The organism is Rathayibacter sp. RFBD1, assembly GCF_002932915.1.
In the GTDB taxonomy this organism is placed as follows: Bacteria; Actinomycetota; Actinomycetes; order Actinomycetales; family Microbacteriaceae; genus Rathayibacter.
Map to the genome: position 1 here is coordinate 18,168 of NZ_PSWQ01000024.1, position 16,452 is coordinate 34,619.

Consider the following 16,452-nt stretch of genomic DNA (forward strand, 5'->3'; position numbering starts at 1 on the left):
AGAGACGCGATGGCCGCGGTGACGAGCGCGGGGATCCTGCTGCACCGCGAGGGCCCCTCCGGCACCGAGGTGTTCCTCGGGCGGATGGGCGGCCCCTTCTGGACCCGGCGCCCCCGCGCGTGGACGATCCCGAAGGGCGTGCACGCGGGCGACGAGACGCCGCTGGACGCCGCGCGCCGCGAGTTCGAGGAGGAGACCGGCGCTCCTCCGCCCGTCGGGGAGCTGACCCTCCTCGGCGCGTTCCGGCAGAGCGCGGCCAAGACCGTCACGGTCTTCGCCGGGCGCGGACACGCGGACACCGCCTTCGTCGCGAGCAACACCTTCGAGCTGGAGTGGCCACGGGGCTCCGGCGTGCTGCGCAGCTTCCCCGAGCTGGAGGACGCCCGGTGGCACCCGCTCGACGAGGCCCGCTCGCTGGTGGTGGCCGGGCAGGTCGCCGCCCTCGACGCGCTGGCCGAACTGCTGGCGGATCCGGACGGCGGGGACCGGGCCGGCACCGCCCCCTAGTCCGCGGTCGCGTAGACCCGCAGGCCCAGCGGCACGATCCGCACCACGGCCTCGTCGAATCCGTCGCGGGAGCCGTCGAAGCGCTCGGTCTCGCCGTCGTGCGCCCACTCGGGGTCGTCCCCGGCGGGTCGGCGCGCGCCGACGGTGATCTCCGGCGTCGAGAACGACTCCACCACCGGTGCCCGCCAGCCGGGCACACGGCCGACCACCGGGGTCGCCGTACGGCCGAGCAGGAGCGAGAACGCTCCCCGGGTGCGAGGAGTCCGTCCTGAGTGCAGGATGCGCACGTCGAGGTGGCCGTCGTCGAGCCGACGCCGGGCGAGCGGGGCGGCCGTGCGCGGGTGCTCCTGGTTCACCCCGACGAAGTACGACCAGACGAGCTGCGTGCGCCCGTCGCGCCGAAGCTCGAACGGATCGGTGCGCCGCACGACCGAGAGGGCCGCGATCACGGCGGCGAGCGGCTTCCCGATCCGCTTCTCGCGCTTCTCGCGGGCCGCGACGAACTCCGGGTAGACGCCGATCGAGACCGTGTTGAGCACCGTGACCGGGTCTCCCCCGTCCGCGACGACCTCGGCCACGTCGACGTCGCGGCGCTCGCCGATCGTCGCCGCGTCGAGCGCGTCCTGGACGGTGAGCAGCCCCAGCGCCTTCGCGAAGTGGTTCATGGTCCCGCCCGGCAGCACGAGCAGCGTCATCCCCTCGGCGCGGGCGAGAGCGGCACCGACCGACATGGTCCCGTCCCCGCCGTAGATCCCGAGCACCCGGGGCGGAGAGTCCCCCGATCGCGCCTCGCGCACCACGTCGGCGAGGTCCTCCCCCTCGGTCAGCCGGTGCACGCGCGCCTTCGGGAACCGGGCTCGGACCAGCGGCTCGGGATCGGGGCGGTGCGAGTCCCGGCCCGCGCCGGGGTTGAGGACCACGAGGAGGGCGGCGCCGTCCCCCAGCGGGCTGCGGTCGACGGGGGGCCGGGTCGCGCGCTCCGAGACGGGCACGTGGCGCGGCTCGGCCGGCAGGACGGCTCGGCCGACAACCGCGACCGCCGCGCCGAGCGCCGCGCCGCCGAGGACGTCCGAGAGCCAGTGGACGCCGACGTGCAGGCGGGAGAAGGCCACGGCGGCGGCGAGCGGGGCGACCGCCGCCCCCACTCGGGGCGACTCGAGCGCGACCCCGGCGGCGAAGGCGGCGGCGCTCGCCGCGTGCCCCGAGGGGAAGGACGCCGACGTCGGCACCGTCGCCAGACGCCGGCCGACCGGGACGTCGACGAGGAGCGGCCGGTCCCCGCCGAACACGCGCTTGCCGACCAGGTTCGCGAGCGCGCTGGCCGCGGCGAGCGAGGCGGTCCCCCGCAGAGCCTCGCGGGGACGGCCCGCCAGGAGCAGCAGGACGCCGACGCCGGCCCAGAGGACTCCGTGGTCCGCGGCCCGGGAGAGCCCCACGAGCGCCCCGTCGACGACGGGCGACGGGCGACGGGCGTTCAGCCGCCGGGCCGCACGAGCGTCCGCCCGGCGCACGACGCGCGGGACGGTGACGAGTCGGCGGAGCAGGACAGACGGGGGTCGGGTTCCGCGGAGGGCCATGCGCTCAGCGTAGGAGGAGGCGCCTCCGCGGTCCCTGGACCGGTCGACGGCGCGCTACACCTCGCCGAAGCCCGACTCGACCAGATCGCCGAGCCGGCCGACCGCCTCGTGGGCCTGCGGCCCCGACGCCGAGAGGACGACCTCGTCCCCGCGGTCGAGCCCCAGCGACATCACGCCGAGCAGGCTCGTGGCGTCCTTGCCGTTCGCGTCGATCCGGGCGTCGAAGGTGGCGGCGAGCGTGACGAAGTCGGCCGCGGGACGGGCGTGCAGGCCGTTCGGGTTGATGAGGCGGACGCGGCGCTGCACGCGCTCGTCACCGGGCGAGGCCTCCTCGGCGGGAGCAGCGAGCGCCTCGCCCCGGGCCGACTCCGCGGCGGCGAGCACCTCGTCCAGCGACGCCCCCGTGCCCGCGGCGACGGCGGCCGCGACCGCCCCCTCCACCAGCGGGGCGTCGGCGATCCGGACCCGGGCGCGCGCGTCGTCGTCGAGGAACTCGACCGCGGTCTCCGCCGTCATGATCGCCGAGCCGAGGTCGCAGAGGACGACGACCCCCTCGCCGGAGTCCGCTTCCGCCAGGGCCGCCGTGATGCGGTCGAAGCTGGTGCCGATGCCGCCGTCGTCCGTCCCGCCCGCGGCGACCAGCGCGACCGAGGCCGCCATCTGCTCCGCGAGCTCGACCAGCCCCTCCGCCAGCTGCGCGCTGTGCGAGACCAGGACCAGCCCGACGCTCACGCCGCCGCCTCGGCTGCTGCGCGGAGCAGGAGCACGGTCGACACGCTGCCGGGATCACGGTGCCCGATGGCGCGCTCGCCGAGGTAGCTGGCGCGTCCCTTGCGGGCGACCAGCGGGTCCGTCGACTCCGCTCCCCTCTGCGCCGCCTCCGCCGCCGCGGCGAGGACGTCGGCCGGAGCCGCTCCCTCCTCGGCGGCGGCCGCGGCCGCGTCGACCGCCGGCGTCCACGCGTCCACCATCGTCTTGTCGCCCACCTCGGCCTTGCCGCGGAGCACGATGCCGTCCCTCGCCGCGGCCAGGAGAGCTGCGACGTCAGCGCCCTCGAGCGCGTCCTCGCCCGCGATCGCGGCGGAGGCCTTCAGGAACGCCGTGCCGAACAGCGGGCCCGAGGCGCCGCCGACGGTGGAGATGAGCGTCGTCGCGACCAGCTTGAGCACGTCCGCCGGGAGCCCCTGCTCCGGCGCCCCGTCCAGCTTCGCGACCACGGCCTGGAAGCCGCGGTCCATGTTCTCGCCGTGGTCCCCGTCGCCGATCGCCCGGTCGAGCGTGATCAGCTCGACCCGGTGCTCCGCGATCGACTCGGCGGCGCGGCGGATCCACGCCGTCGCCCACGCCGCGTCGAGCCCGGCTCCCTGTGCGTCCTGCATGGTCGTCTCCTCCTCGTGGGCCGCTCCTGCGGCTGTCGTTCCGGTCATGGTGTGCGCGCGGGCGCTCAGCGTCCCCACCGCAGCGCCGCGGTCTGCACCGGGGAGTCCCACAGCTCGGTCAGGGCGTCGTCGAGCTTGAGGACGGTGAGCGAGAAGCCCTGCATCTCGAGCGACGTCGTGTAGTTGCCGACGAGGCTGCGTGCGACGGTGATCCCCTTCTCGGCCAGCGCCTCGGCTGCGCGGCGGTAGGCGAGGTACAGCTCGATCTGCGGCGTGCCTCCCATGCCGTTCACCAGGAGCAGCACCTCGTCCCCGGAGGAGAACGGCAGGTCCTCCAGGATCGGGCCGAGGATCCGGTCGACGATGCGGTCGGCCGGCTCCAGCGCGATCTTCTCCCGGCCGGGCTCGCCGTGGATGCCGATGCCGATCTCGATCTCGTCCTCGCCCAGCTCGAAGCTCGGCTCGCCCGCGTGCGGGACGATGCACGGCGTGAGGGCGACGCCCATCGAGCGCACGTTGGAGATCACCGTCTCGGCGATCGTCGCGACCTCGTCGAGGGAGTCGCCCCGCTCGGCCGCCGCGCCCGCGATCCGCTCGACCAGCACGGTGCCGGCCACGCCGCGGCGGCCCGCGGTGTAGAGCGAGTCCTTCACCGCGACGTCGTCGTCGACGATCACGCTGCGCACCTCGATCCCCTCGGCGCCGGCGAGGTCGGCCGCGGTCTCGAAGTTCAGGACGTCGCCCGTGTAGTTCTTCACGATGTGCAGCACACCCGCGCCGCCGTCGACGGCCTGCGTGGCCGCGACGATCGGGTCGGGCGTGGGCGAGGTGAAGACGGGACCGGGGACGGCGGCGTCCAGCATCCCGAATCCGACGAAGCCCGCGTGCAGCGGCTCGTGCCCGCTGCCGCCACCGCTGACGATGCCCACCTTGCCCGAGCGGGGCGCGTCGGCCCGCACCACGAACAGGGGATCCGACACCACCCGGACCAGGTCGGCGTGCGCCAGGCCGAAGCCGGCCACCGACTCCGTGACGACGTTCTTCGGGTCGTTGATGAGCTTCTTCATCGAGGTCTCCTCCAGGATCGGGCCACCACTCGGGCGTCCCGTGACCTGCGGGCGATCCGGCGCGTGGTGGATCGCCGCCCGCACCGTCGCGGACAGCATCCCCACGTTACGCCCTGCGCTCGCGCCTACGGCAGCGGGACGACGGCGCGCTGCGTCTCGCGGACCCACTCCTCGAGCTTGGCCGTGGCGGCCCCGGAGTCGACGGCCTCCGCCGCGCGGTCCATCGACGTCCGCAGGCGCTCCAGGACGGGCTCGCGCACCAGGTCCGGGTCGCGCGCCAGGTCGAACGCCGCGAGGCCTGCGGCCGCGTTCAGAAGGACGATGTCGCGGACGGGGCCGCCGTCTCCCGCGAGCACCGAGCGCACCACGCTCGCGTTGTAGGCGGCGTCTCGGCCGCGCAGGTCGTCGATCCGCGCGCGGGGCAGGCCCAGGTCGCGCGGGTCGAGGTCGTGCTCGACCACGGAGCCGCGCGACACCTCCCAGATGTGGCTGTGACCCGTGGTCGTGAGCTCGTCGAGGCCGTCGTCCCCGCGGAACACCAGAGCCGTCGCCCCGCGCGTCCGGAACACGCCGACGACCAGCGGCACCCGGTCGAGGTGCGCCACCCCGACCGCAGAGGCCTCGGGACGCGCTGGATTGCAGAGCGGGCCGAGGAAGTTGAACACCGTCGGCACGCCCAGCTCGGCGCGCACCGGACCGGCGTGCCGGAAGCCGGGGTGGAAGAGGGACGCGAAGACGAAGGCGATCCCCGTCCGCCGGAACACCTCGGCCACCCGCTCGGGAGAGAGGGAGAGGTCGACCCCGAGTGCCGCGAGCACGTCGGAGGAGCCGGAGGAGGAGGACGCGGCCTTGTTCCCGTGCTTCACGACGGGCGTGCCGGCGGCGGCCGCGATGATCGACGCGGTGGAGGAGATGTTGACGGTCCCGAAGCGGTCCCCGCCCGTCCCGACGATGTCCAGGGCCATCGGGTCCACGTCCAGCGGCACCGCGTGGTCGAGGATCGCGTCGCGGAAGCCGACGATCTCGTCGACGGTCTCGCCCTTCGCCCGGAGGGCCACCAGCAGTCCGGCGAGCTGCGCCGGAGTCGCCGCGCCCTCCATCACCTGCTCCATGGCCCACGTCGCCTCGGAGACGCTCAGATCGGAGGACTCGAGGAGTGCGCTGAGAACGTGCGGCCAGGACAGGGTTTCCGACATGGCTCCCAGATTATGCGACGAGGATCGCCTCCCGGCTAGTGCGACTTCCCTCCCCTGCCATCGGCCATAATGGTCTGTGTGACGAGCACCTCTCTCTCCCCCACGGCCACCGCGCCCGTAGTGAACCGACCCAACCCGGTCGCGGTCGGAACGATCGTCTGGCTGGGCAGCGAGGTCATGTTCTTCGCGGGCCTCTTCGCGATCTACTTCACCCTGCGCAGCACCTCCCCCGAGCTCTGGGGCGCCGAGACCCAGATCCTCAACGTCCCCTACGCGGGCGTGAACACGGTGATCCTCGTGGCCTCGTCGTTCAGCTGCCAGTTCGGCGTGTTCGCCGCCGAGCGGCTGCAGCCGCGTGCGACGGGCCTCAGCCCGTTCAAGTGGGGCATGGTCGAGTGGTTCTTCCTCACCTACGCCCTGGGCGCGGTCTTCGTCTCCGGCCAGGTGCTCGAGTACGCGACCCTCGTCTCCGAGGGCGTCACGCTCTCCAGCAACGCCTACGGCTCCGCCTTCTACCTGACGACCGGCTTCCACGCCCTGCACGTCACCGGCGGCCTCATCGCGTTCCTCCTCGTCATCGGCCGCGGCTTCGCGGTCAAGAACTTCGGCCACAAGGAGGCGACGAGCGCCATCGTCGTCTCGTACTACTGGCACTTCGTCGACGTCGTCTGGGTCGGCCTGTTCGCCGTCATCTACTTCCTCAAGTGACGCGCCCGCCGATGCCCCACTCCACTCCCGACCCCCGCAGGAAGGACGCCTCGATGGCCTCCCCGAAGACGAAGAGCCGAGCCAAGAAGGGTCGCCGCCATCCGCTCGCCACCCTGGCCCTGATCGCCATCGGCCTCGGGCTCACCGGCGGGACCTACGCCGCGGTCGGCGTCGCGACGTCCGCCTCCGCGGAGACGTCGTCCGCCAGCCAGCAGACGATCGACGAGGGCTCGAAGCTCTTCGCCGCGAACTGCGCCACCTGCCACGGCCTCGACGCCGCGGGCACCGACAACGCGCCCTCCCTCATCGGAGTGGGCGCGGCGTCGGTCGACTTCCAGGTCGGCACCGGCCGCATGCCGATGCAGATGCACGGCCCCCAGGCGCTCGAGAAGCCGGTGCAGTTCACCGACGAGCAGGTCGGCGAACTCGCCGCCTACGTCGCGTCGCTGGCCCCCGGCCCCGCGATCCCCGAGGGCGAGGTCCTCGACGGAGAGGGCGACTCGGCGAACGGCGCCGAGCTGTTCCGCATCAACTGCGCCATGTGCCACAACGTGGCCGGAGCCGGCGGCGCGCTCACCGAGGGCAAGTTCGCCCCCCCGCTGGGCGGCGTGACCGAGGCCCACATCTACGAGGCGATGGTCACCGGCCCGCAGAACATGCCGGTCTTCAACGATCTGAACATCTCGCCCGAGGACAAGCGCGACATCATCTCGTACCTCAAGTACATCGAGGCCAACCCGTCCCCGGGCGGATTCGCGCTCGGCTCCCTCGGGCCGGTCGCGGAGGGCCTGTTCCTCTGGATCTTCGGCCTCGGCGCGATCGTGGCCCTGACGGTGTGGATCACCGCCCGATCCAACTAGACGACTGCAGCGCCCTGACGGGCGCGACTGACCCACGGCACCGACTGGTGCCGACACGGCGTGAAAAGGAGAACCATGGCAGAGCACGATGAGGGTGGCACGGACCTCGCCACCTCGTCGGCCACCGGGCACGGAACGGCTCCGGCCGGCACCGCGGTCGTGACGCGGGACCGCGTCCAGGACCCGGGCCTCCCGCCGCACCGCCCCCGGATGACCGACCTCGACCCCAAGGTCGAGAAGCGTGCCGAGCGCACGGTGTACACGCTCTTCTACCTCTCCTTCGCGGGCTCGATCTTCGCGGTCGCCGCCTACATGGCGTTCCCGATCACCGAGGACGTCGCGTCGGTCCGGCTGAACACGCTGTTCATCGGCCTGGGCATGTCCCTCGCGCTCCTGGGCATCGGCATCGCCGCCGTCCACTGGGGCAAGCAGCTGATGTCGGACCACGAGGGCATCGACATCCGCCACCCCGTCCGCAGCGCGGAGCCCACCCGCGCCCGTGCGCTCGAGATCTTCGACCAGTCCGACAAGGAGTCCGGCTTCGGCCGCCGCTCCCTCGTCCGGAACAGCCTGATCGCCTCCCTCGTCGTGTTCCCCCTGCCCGCCGTGATCCTGTTCCGGGGCCTCGGCCCGCAGGACCAGAACCCCGTCGCCCTCCTCAAGACCACCCTGTGGGAAGAGGGCACGAGGCTCACCCTGGACCCGTCGGGAGCGCCGATCCTCGCATCGGACGTCACCCTCGGATCCGCCTTCCACGTCATCCCCGAGGGCCTCAACGACGCCGAGGGCAAGCTGGAGGAGAAGGCCAAGGCCGCCGTCCTCCTGATGCGCCTGAAGCCGGAGGACCTCATCGTCAGTGAGGGTCGCGAGACCTGGAACTACGACGGAATCGTCGCCTACTCCAAGATCTGCACGCACGTCGGCTGCCCTGTGGCGCTGTACGAGCAGCAGACCCACCACCTGCTGTGCCCGTGCCACCAGTCGCAATTCGACATCACGCGCGAGGCCGCCGTCATCTTCGGCCCGGCGAAGCGTCCGCTTCCGCAGCTCCCCATCACCGTCGACGCCGAGGGTTACCTGGTCGCCAGAAGCGACTTCACGGAGCCCGTCGGACCGTCCTTCTGGGAGCGATGACTCACATGTCCACCACCACCCCCTCACGCCCCTCCAGCTCCCCCGCGGAGCCCGAGGACGGCGTCATCCTCGGATCCGGCAAGTTCCAGAAGGGGTACGTCGGAGCGGCGTCGAACTACATCGACGAGCGCACGAGCATCTCCGCGGTCGTCAAGGAGTTCGGTCGCAAGATCTTCCCCGACCACTGGTCCTTCCTCCTCGGCGAGGTCGCGCTCTACAGCTTCGTCATCATCCTGCTGTCGGGCACCTTCCTCACCTTCTTCTTCCAGGCCTCGATGGTCGAGACGCACTACGAGGGCAGCTACCTGCCCCTCAAGGGCATCGAGATGTCGGCGGCGATGTCGTCCTCGCTCGACATCTCCTTCGACATCCGCGGCGGCCTGCTGATGCGGCAGATCCACCACTGGGCGGCACTGCTGTTCGTGGCCTCGATCGGCCTGCACATGCTGCGCATCTTCTTCACCGGTGCATTCCGCAAGCCCCGCGAGCTCAACTGGGTCATCGGCTTCGTCCTCTTCATCCTCGCGATGGCCGAGGGCTTCACCGGCTACTCGCTCCCCGACGACCTGCTCTCGGGCAACGGCCTCCGCATCATCGACGGCATGGTCAAGGGCATCCCGATCGTCGGCACCTGGATCTCGTTCCTGCTCTTCGGCGGCGAGTTCCCGGGCACCGACATCGTCGGCCGCCTCTACACGCTGCACATCCTGCTGCTGCCGGCGCTGGTGCTCGCGTTCATCGCCCTGCACCTCGTGTTCGTGGTCGTCCACAAGCACACCCAGTTCCCCGGTGCGGGCAAGACCGAGCAGAACGTCGTCGGCTACCCGGTGCTGCCGGTCTACGCCGCGAAGGCCGGTGGATTCTTCTTCATCGTCTTCGGCGTCGTCGTCCTCATCGCCTCGCTGTTCACGATCAACCCGATCTGGAACTACGGCCCGTACGACCCCTCGCCCGTCTCCGCGGGAACCCAGCCCGACTGGTACATCGGCTTCGCCGACGGCGCCCTGCGCCTCGTCCCGCCGGGACTCGAGTGGGCCATCCCGGGCATCGGAACCCTGTCGTTCAACATCCTGATCCCGCTCGTCGGTCTCGGACTGTTCATCGCCGTGGTCATGCTCTACCCGTTCCTCGAGGCGTGGATCACCGGTGACAAGCGCGAGCACCACCTGCTCGACCGCCCGCGCAACGCCGCGACCCGCACCGCGATCGGCGCCGCCGGAGTCAGCTTCTACGCCGTCCTCTGGGCCGCCGCCTCGTCCGACCTCATCGCGACGCACTTCCACCTCACGATGGAGGGCGTGATCCACAGCCTGCAGTTCCTGCTCATCGCGGGTCCGTTCATCGCGTACTTCATCACCAAGCGCATCTGCCTGGCGCTGCAGAAGAAGGACCGCGAGATCGCGCTGCACGGCTTCGAGTCGGGCCGCATCGTCCGCCTCCCCGGCGGCGAGTTCATCGAGGTGCACCAGCAGCTCGACGAGTACGAGCGCTGGAAGCTCGTCGGTCAGGACGAGTACGAGCCCCTGATGATCCGTCCGGACTCGCGTGGCCGCATCACCGCCCCGCAGCGCGTCCGCGCCGGCCTCTCCCGCTGGTTCTTCGAGGACCGGATCACCCCCGTCACCCAGAAGGAGCTCGAGAGCTCGCACAGCGAGCACTGATCCTCCCCCGAAGGGCCCGGACGTTCGTTCGTCCGGGCCCTTCGTCGTTCCCGCAGCGGGGAGGCGCCTGTCCTCCGGCGCGGTGGAGGTCGTCGGTGCACCGAGAGCCGGTGAGACCGGATCACAGCGCCTCGACGGCGACAAGCCGGCAGGAACGTGGGGCGATACTCCGGACCTCGAGACCTCCGCTCCTTGAATCACGAGACGCCGTCTCACCGCCGAGCTGGAGACGTCCGCCGCCATCCGATCATGGAGTGAGCCAGCCCCTCTGCGTGCTCGCAGTGTGGTCGTCCGGTGAGGTGCCCGGTCCCCGTACACGTCGAGACGCTCCGGATCGGTTCGAGGGTACCCATTCCCAGCAGGCCTATCAGGACTGCCCTCCCCCACTCACGGTCGAACCCTCTGTGATCGGCGACGGCGACGCTCGCCGGTGAGACCGAGGAGGCCACCTCCGGACATCGACGACCGTCGCTGCAGCGGCGTCTCAGGCTCCCTGCCCTCGCGGCGACCGGCACGACCCGCTAGCCGTACCGAGGAGCTCCGAGAGCCGCAGGGGCGCGCGCGGTTCCGCCGGGGTGCGGGCTCCGCTGGGTTCGGAACGGTGTGCAGACGTCCGCAGGGCGGCGCAGGCGCCAGAACAGGCGCAGCAGCCCCACTACAGCCGCAGGCGCGGCAGTATCCGCGGTCCGTAGCGCGCCACCGCCGTCGGCACGCCCATAGGCGCACCGGAGAGCCGCCACAGGCGTAGCCCGCTCACCCCTGACCAAAGCAGGAGCCGTCGCAGCGCAGACCCGTAGGGGTGATGACGCGGGCCGACGCTCCTGCTCGGCGCCGCCCGCTGCACTGCCCGGCGAGCTTCCACGTCGCGGGCCGTCGGGATGTGCCCAGACGAGTTCCTCCGCGCAGGACGCCTCGGTGTCCCGCCAGCAGGACACCGCGAGAGATCCAGCTCACCTCGTCATCCCTCACTGAGCGATCCCGGCCCTTACCGGGAGGCCCGGCCCTTACCGGGAGGTCCCGGCTCTCACCGGGAGGCTCGATCCGCCACCGATCGGCGAGTGCCGCCCCTGCACGAAGCCGAACGGCCGAGCCGACCGGGCCCCGACCGCGCGTCGCTTCCTCCTGGATAAGCGAAAGGGCCGGGTGCACGGAGCCGAAGCCCTCGTGCACCCGGCCCTCGGCCGTGCGCTGCGCCCTAGCGGGCGAAGTACCCGCGGTAGTACTCGTACACCCAGCCGGCGATGGCGACCAGGAAGAGCCCGACGGCGATGTAGGTGATCCAGAACCCCACGGCAAGGCCGAGGAATCCGAGAGCCGCGGAACCGCCCAGGATCAGCGGCCACCAGCTCCACGGGCTGAAGAAGCCCAGCTCGGGGTCTCCGTCGTCGATGTCCGCATCGAGGCGGTCCTCGGGGAGCTCAGCACCCTGCGCCTTGTGGACGCGGCCGACGTAGAACGCGATGAACGCGCCCAGCACGGCCGAGAGGCCGATGCCGACGGTGCCGACCCACTCCACCTGGCCCGTGTCGAGCAGCGACCACACGATGTACGTGATGTCGGCGAGGAGGAAGAAGCCCGCGAGGAGCCAGAAGAGATTGACGTTGGCGCGCATGGCCCTACTTCACCGTGCCTTCGGACTTGTCGTACGTGGGGGCGTCCGGAGCGTCCTTCGCCGGACCGATTCCGACGGGGATGCCGGCCTCGGGGTGGTTGAGGTCGAACGCCGGGGCCTCGCTGCGGATGCGCGGGATCGAGGTGAAGTTGTGGCGGGGCGGCGGGCACGAGGTGGCCCACTCGAGCGACCGGGAGAAGCCCCACGGGTCGTTCACCGTCACCTTGGGCGCCTTGCGGGCCGTGATGTACACGTTCAGGAAGAACGGGATCAGCGACACCGCGAGGATCATCGCTCCGACCGTCGACACCTGGTTCATCCAGGTGAAGCCGTCCTCGGGCAGATAGCTGGCGTAGCGGCGCGGCATGCCGACGACGCCCAGCCAGTGCTGGATGAGGAAGGTGGTGTGGAAGCCGATGAACAGCAGCCAGAAATGCCACTTGCCCAGCGTCTCGTTCAGCATCTTGCCGGTCCACTTGGGCCACCAGAAGTAGAAGCCCGAGAACATCGCGAAGACGACGGTTCCGAACACGACGTAGTGGAAGTGCGCCACCACGAAGTACGAGTCCGAGACGTGGAAGTCGAGCGGGGGCGACGCGAGGATCACGCCGGTGAGTCCACCGAAGGTGAAGGTGATCAGGAAGCCGATCGCCCAGATCATCGGGGTCTCGAAGGTCACCGATCCGCGCCACATGGTGCCGACCCAGTTGAAGATCTTCACGCCGGTCGGAACCGCGATGAGCATGGTCATCAGCGAGAAGAACGGCAGCAGGACCGATCCGGTGACGTACATGTGGTGCGCCCACACCGTCACGGAGAGGGCGGCGATCGCGATGGTCGCGTAGATCAGCGTCTTGTAGCCGAAGATCGGCTTGCGGCTGAAGACCGGGAAGACCTCGGACACGATGCCGAAGAACGGCAGCGCGATGATGTACACCTCGGGGTGGCCGAAGAACCAGAACAGGTGCTGCCAGAGCAGGACACCGCCGTTGGCCGCATCGTAGATGTGGGCGTCGAACACCCGGTCGGCGCCGAGGGCGAACATCGCGGCGGCGAGCACCGGGAACGCGAGCAGCACGAGGATCGACGTCACCAGGATGTTCCAGGTGAAGATCGGCATCCGGAACATCGTCATGCCCGGGGCGCGCATCGTGATGATCGTCGTGATGAAGTTCACCGCGCCGAGGATCGTGCCGAAGCCCGAGAGCGCGAGGCCGAAGACCCAGAGATTGCCGCCGAGCCCTGGTGAGAACGTCGTGCTCGACAGTGGCGCGTACGCGAACCACCCGAACGACGCCGCACCCTGCGGGGTGACGAATCCGGCGACCGCGATGAGCGAGCCGAAGCTGTAGAGCCAGTACGCGAAGGCGTTGAGGCGGGGGAACGCGACGTCGGGGGCGCCGATCTGCAACGGCATCAGGACGTTGGCGAACCCGGCGAAGAGCGGCGTCGCGAACATCAGCAGCATGATCGTGCCGTGCATCGTGAACAGCTGGTTGTACTGCTCGCGCGTCTCGACCACGTTCAGGCCGGGCTCGAACAGCTGGGCGCGGATGACCAGGGCCATCACGCCGGCGATGCAGAAGTAGATGAACGACGTGATCAGGTACATGTACCCGATGACCTTGTGGTCGGTCGACGTCATCCAGCGGACGAGGACGTTCGCCTTGCGCTGGACCGGCGGAGTGCCGGCGGTGCGCGTCGGGCGGGGTGCCGTGGCGGTGCTCATGCTCCCTTACTCCTCGTTCTCGCGGGCCGGCGCGCCGGTTCCGGGAAGGTTCGAATTGCGGTTGTACTCGGCGCCGAGCTGACCGGTCTGGCCCGCGTCGCGCAGCGACTGGATGTAGTCGTCGTACTCGCCCTGCGAGACGACCTTGACGTTGAAGAGCATCGCGGAGTGGTACTCGCCGCAGAGCTCGGCGCACTTGCCCGCGTAGGTCCCCTCCTTGAGAGGCGTGACGTACATGTAGTTCGTCTTGCCGGGGATCATGTCCTTCTTGTAGAGGAAGTCGACGACCCAGAAGGAGTGGATCACGTCGCGCGCGTCGAGCTGGATCTTGATCTTCTGTCCGACGGGCAGGTAGAGCGTGGGGATCTCGGACTCGACGAGCGAGCCGGCGGCGTCTCCGCCCTCCTGGTACTGGCCCTGGATACCGGCGGAGTAGACGTCCTCGTCGACGTAGTTGAAGTCCCACGCCCACTGCTTGCCGTACACCTGGATGGTCTCGTCCGGGTCGTCGTAGGGCTGCTCGATGGCGGCCTGGTCGCGCGCGGTGAAGGCGAAGAAGCCGATCACGAGGATCAGCGGCACGATCGTGTAGAAGATCTCGATCGGCATGTTGTAGCGCAGCTGGACCGGCAGGCCGGTCTGCCCCTTGCGACGGCGGTAGACGACCACCGCCCAGATGGTGAGACCCCACGTGACGACGCCGACGGCGAGCAGGACGATCCAGGAGGTGACCCAGAGTCCGATGACGCGGTCGACGTGGTTCGTCGTGCCGGGTTCGGTGGGGAGCCAGCCCTGGAGCTGCTCTTGCGTGCAGCCCGCGAGGACGAGGGCGAGGGCTCCTGCGACGGGGGCAGCGACCCATCTGCGGATTCGGCGATTGAAGCGCACCGGTGACCTTTCGGAAGACTGGGGACCAGTTCACACGAAACTGTATTAGACCGGCTCCAGCCTACCCTTCCGCTCCGGCGGCCCGGTGCACGACGACCCGCTCTTGACGTCCCGGCCGAGTGGTGCAGTCATGACGAACGGCGCCCGACGGGCCACCAGAGTGGACTGTCGGACGCCGTTCGGATGCGCTGCGGCCCGGGGCCGCGCGGCGTCAGTGGAAGCTGTCGCCGCAGGCGCAGCTGCCGCCCGCGTTGGGGTTGTCGATGGTGAAGCCCTGCTTCTGGATGGTGTCCTCGAAGTCGATCGAGGCGCCGTCGAGGTAGGGGACGCTCATCTTGTCGACGACGAGGCCGACGCCCTCGAACTCCACCGCGGCGTCGCCGTCGAGGGTGCGCTCGTCGAAGTAGAGCTGGTAGATGAGGCCGGAGCAGCCGCCGGGCTGCACGGCGACGCGCAGGCGCAGGTCGTCGCGGCCCTCCTGCTCGAGCAGGCTCTTGACCTTGGCGGCGGCGGTCGGGGTCATCGAGACGCCGTGGGCCGCGCTGGGCGGGGTGGCGAGGGGGGTCGCCGTCTGGTCGGTCAGTGTGTCTGACATGTCACTCCTCAGGGGACGGGCGGAACGGTCGTCGTGCCTTCCGGGATTCTACGGCTGCAACCCGGGTGGTCACCCGGGTATTCCACGACCGGTGGTCAGTCGCGGTGAGCGGCGGCGCGGAGCAGGAACAGCGCCTCGGTCTGCGCGGCGCGCTTGAAGACGCCCAGGTGCAGCGACTCGTTGGGGCTGTGCGCGCGCGAGTCGGGGTCCTCGACACCGGTGACGAGGATCTGCGCCTCGGGGAACTCGCGCACGAGGTCGGCGATGAACGGGATGCTCCCGCCGATGCCGGTCTCGAGGGGCTCGCGTCCCCACGCGTCGGCCATCGCGCCCTTCACCAGGTCCACGGCCCAGCCGGTCGCGTCGACCAGGAACGGGCTGCCGGTGTCGACGTCCTCGATCGCGAGGTTGGCGCCGAACGGGGAGTTCGCCCGCAGGTGGCTCTCGATGGCGGCGAACGCCTCCTCCGCGTCCTGGCCGGGGGCGATGCGGGCGCTGATCTTCACGCGCACGGACGGGACGAGGGTGTTGGAGGCGTCGACGACGCTGGGCGCGTCGATCCCGGTGACCGTGACGGCCGGCTTCGACCACAGGCGCGAGAGGATCGCGCCGGTGCCGATCGGCGAGACCCCGTCGAGCAGCCCGGAGTCGCGGCGGAGGTCCTCCTCGGTCGTCTCGGGCACCGCTCCGTCGTGCTCGGTGAGGCCTGCGACGGCGACCGAGCCGTCCTCGTTCCAGAGCGTCGCGAGCAGGCGGACCGCCGCGAGCATCGCGTCCGGGACCGCTCCGCCGAGCATGCCCGAGTGCGAGGCGTGCGCGAGAGTGCTGACGGTGAGGGTGAAGGTGACGTTGCCGCGCAGGCCCACCGTCAGCGCGGGGGTGTCGACGTCCCAGTTGTCGCTGTCGGCGACGATGATCGCATCCGCGCGGAGGGCGTCGTGGTGCTCGCGGAGGAAGGTGGGGAACGAGCGCGACCCGAACTCCTCCTCCCCCTCGATGAAGAGGACGAGCCCGAGGTCGTGGTCCTCGCCCGCGACCTCGCGGAGTGCGCGCACCGCGGCGAGGTGGGACACGACTCCCGCCTTGTCGTCGGCGGCACCGCGCCCGTACAGGCGGTCGCCGCGCACGGTCGGCTCGAACGGAGGCGTCTCCCACGCCGACTCCGCGCCCTGCGGCTGCACGTCGTGATGGGCGTAGAGGAGGACGGTCGGCGCTCCGTTGCGGGCGGCGCGGGTGGCAAGGACGGCAGGCTGGCCGAGCACGTCGGTGCCGTCGATCGTGGCGCTGTGGATCGCGACGTCGTCGAAGACGCCCGTCTCGCGCGCGAGCTCGGCGATGGCCTCGGCGCTGGCGGCCACGCGAGTGGCGTCGAAGCCGTCCCACGAGACGGACGGGATCCGCACGAGCTGCCCGAGCTGGGCGAGCGAGCGCGGCAGATCGTCACGGACGGCGGCGAGGACGGCCTCCTCGTCGGAGGAGAGTGCGGGCGGAGTCGGAGCGTCGTGAGCCATGGAGGTAATCTTAAGAGACCCCCGATTC

Annotated in this window: 15 protein-coding genes; 5 read left to right on the forward strand and 10 right to left on the reverse strand. The window is 70.7% G+C overall.

The annotated features are described in order from the left end of the window. Positions 1-9: 9 nt before the first annotated feature. Positions 10-507, forward strand: a complete 498-nt coding sequence (locus C5D50_RS13335) for an NUDIX domain-containing protein (RefSeq protein ID WP_104283715.1) — start codon at positions 10-12, stop codon at positions 505-507. On the opposite strand, the gene C5D50_RS13340 is transcribed toward C5D50_RS13335, so the two are convergent. From C5D50_RS13340 to trpD, 5 genes are all read right to left on the reverse strand, one after another. Beyond that, complete coding sequence (locus C5D50_RS13340) at positions 504-2,084, reverse strand: bifunctional phosphatase PAP2/diacylglycerol kinase family protein (protein ID WP_104239316.1); 1,581 nt, start codon at positions 2,082-2,084, stop codon at positions 504-506. The genes C5D50_RS13335 and C5D50_RS13340 overlap by 4 nt on opposite strands. A 54-nt stretch (positions 2,085-2,138) precedes the next feature. Beyond that, positions 2,139-2,816, reverse strand: a complete 678-nt coding sequence (gene dhaM, locus C5D50_RS13345) for a dihydroxyacetone kinase phosphoryl donor subunit DhaM (protein WP_104225354.1) — start codon at positions 2,814-2,816, stop codon at positions 2,139-2,141. Continuing rightward, positions 2,813-3,463, reverse strand: a complete 651-nt coding sequence (dhaL, locus tag C5D50_RS13350) for a dihydroxyacetone kinase subunit DhaL (RefSeq protein ID WP_104283716.1) — start codon at positions 3,461-3,463, stop codon at positions 2,813-2,815. Before dhaL ends, dhaM begins: the two co-directional genes overlap by 4 nt. Positions 3,464-3,528: 65 nt before the next feature. Continuing rightward, a complete protein-coding gene (gene dhaK / locus C5D50_RS13355) occupies positions 3,529-4,530 on the reverse strand; it encodes a dihydroxyacetone kinase subunit DhaK (protein ID WP_104283717.1) in 1,002 nt (333 codons plus the stop codon). Between the two features lie 125 nt (positions 4,531-4,655). After that, complete coding sequence (gene trpD / locus C5D50_RS13360) at positions 4,656-5,726, reverse strand: anthranilate phosphoribosyltransferase (protein ID WP_104283718.1); 1,071 nt, start codon at positions 5,724-5,726, stop codon at positions 4,656-4,658. A gap of 69 nt (positions 5,727-5,795) precedes the next feature. Between trpD and C5D50_RS13365 the strand changes: the two genes are divergently transcribed. The 4 genes from C5D50_RS13365 to C5D50_RS13380 all read left to right on the forward strand — a co-directional run bounded on the left by C5D50_RS13365 (position 5,796) and on the right by C5D50_RS13380 (position 10,089). Beyond that, the gene (locus tag C5D50_RS13365) at positions 5,796-6,434 is read left to right on the forward strand and encodes a heme-copper oxidase subunit III (RefSeq protein ID WP_104224647.1); all 639 of its coding nucleotides are present in this window, start codon (positions 5,796-5,798) and stop codon (positions 6,432-6,434) included. A gap of 53 nt (positions 6,435-6,487) precedes the next feature. Next, the gene (locus C5D50_RS13370; RefSeq protein WP_104283719.1) at positions 6,488-7,294 is read left to right on the forward strand and encodes a c-type cytochrome; all 807 of its coding nucleotides are present in this window, start codon (positions 6,488-6,490) and stop codon (positions 7,292-7,294) included. Between the two features lie 75 nt (positions 7,295-7,369). Continuing rightward, positions 7,370-8,428: a ubiquinol-cytochrome c reductase iron-sulfur subunit gene (locus C5D50_RS13375; protein WP_104225358.1), complete on the forward strand. Its 1,059-nt coding sequence runs from the start codon at positions 7,370-7,372 to the stop codon at positions 8,426-8,428. Between the two features lie 5 nt (positions 8,429-8,433). Then, on the forward strand, positions 8,434-10,089 hold the full coding sequence (locus tag C5D50_RS13380) for a ubiquinol-cytochrome c reductase cytochrome b subunit (protein ID WP_104224650.1): 1,656 nt from the start codon (positions 8,434-8,436) through the stop codon (positions 10,087-10,089). 1,195 nt (positions 10,090-11,284) lie between these two features. On the opposite strand, the gene C5D50_RS13385 is transcribed toward C5D50_RS13380, so the two are convergent. The 5 genes from C5D50_RS13385 to C5D50_RS13405 all read right to left on the reverse strand — a co-directional run bounded on the left by C5D50_RS13385 (position 11,285) and on the right by C5D50_RS13405 (position 16,424). Beyond that, a complete protein-coding gene (locus C5D50_RS13385) occupies positions 11,285-11,701 on the reverse strand; it encodes a cytochrome c oxidase subunit 4 (RefSeq protein WP_104224651.1) in 417 nt (138 codons plus the stop codon). A gap of 4 nt (positions 11,702-11,705) precedes the next feature. Further along, positions 11,706-13,430 carry a cytochrome c oxidase subunit I gene (gene ctaD, locus C5D50_RS13390; protein ID WP_104224652.1) on the reverse strand — a complete coding sequence of 575 codons (1,725 nt, stop codon included), beginning with the start codon at positions 13,428-13,430 and terminating at the stop codon, positions 11,706-11,708. Positions 13,431-13,436: 6 nt separating this feature from the next. Then, on the reverse strand, positions 13,437-14,318 hold the full coding sequence (coxB, locus tag C5D50_RS13395; protein WP_104224653.1) for a cytochrome c oxidase subunit II: 882 nt from the start codon (positions 14,316-14,318) through the stop codon (positions 13,437-13,439). A 211-nt stretch (positions 14,319-14,529) separates the two neighbouring features. Beyond that, complete coding sequence (gene erpA, locus C5D50_RS13400; protein WP_104224654.1) at positions 14,530-14,913, reverse strand: iron-sulfur cluster insertion protein ErpA; 384 nt, start codon at positions 14,911-14,913, stop codon at positions 14,530-14,532. Between the two features lie 95 nt (positions 14,914-15,008). Beyond that, entirely contained in the window at positions 15,009-16,424 is a 1,416-nt protein-coding gene (locus tag C5D50_RS13405) for a dipeptidase (RefSeq protein WP_104283721.1), read from the reverse strand. Positions 16,425-16,452 lie beyond the last annotated feature (28 nt).

Bases quoted from the DNA above. Each gene is read 5' to 3' on its own strand.
- C5D50_RS13370 (WP_104283719.1), top strand. From the start codon at position 6,488: ATGGCCTCCCCGAAGACGAAGAGCCGAGCCAAGAAGGGTCGCCGCCAT.
- C5D50_RS13385 (WP_104224651.1), bottom strand. From the start codon at position 11,701: ATGCGCGCCAACGTCAATCTCTTCTGGCTCCTCGCGGGCTTCTTCCTC.
- ctaD (WP_104224652.1), bottom strand. From the start codon at position 13,430: ATGAGCACCGCCACGGCACCCCGCCCGACGCGCACCGCCGGCACTCCG.
- C5D50_RS13380 (WP_104224650.1), top strand. From the start codon at position 8,434: ATGTCCACCACCACCCCCTCACGCCCCTCCAGCTCCCCCGCGGAGCCC.
- C5D50_RS13405 (WP_104283721.1), bottom strand. From the start codon at position 16,424: ATGGCTCACGACGCTCCGACTCCGCCCGCACTCTCCTCCGACGAGGAG.
- C5D50_RS13365 (WP_104224647.1), top strand. From the start codon at position 5,796: ATGGTCTGTGTGACGAGCACCTCTCTCTCCCCCACGGCCACCGCGCCC.
- C5D50_RS13375 (WP_104225358.1), top strand. From the start codon at position 7,370: ATGGCAGAGCACGATGAGGGTGGCACGGACCTCGCCACCTCGTCGGCC.
- erpA (WP_104224654.1), bottom strand. From the start codon at position 14,913: ATGTCAGACACACTGACCGACCAGACGGCGACCCCCCTCGCCACCCCG.
- dhaK (WP_104283717.1), bottom strand. From the start codon at position 4,530: ATGAAGAAGCTCATCAACGACCCGAAGAACGTCGTCACGGAGTCGGTG.
- trpD (WP_104283718.1), bottom strand. From the start codon at position 5,726: ATGTCGGAAACCCTGTCCTGGCCGCACGTTCTCAGCGCACTCCTCGAG.
- dhaL (WP_104283716.1), bottom strand. From the start codon at position 3,463: ATGCAGGACGCACAGGGAGCCGGGCTCGACGCGGCGTGGGCGACGGCG.
- C5D50_RS13340 (WP_104239316.1), bottom strand. From the start codon at position 2,084: ATGGCCCTCCGCGGAACCCGACCCCCGTCTGTCCTGCTCCGCCGACTC.
- C5D50_RS13335 (WP_104283715.1), top strand. From the start codon at position 10: ATGGCCGCGGTGACGAGCGCGGGGATCCTGCTGCACCGCGAGGGCCCC.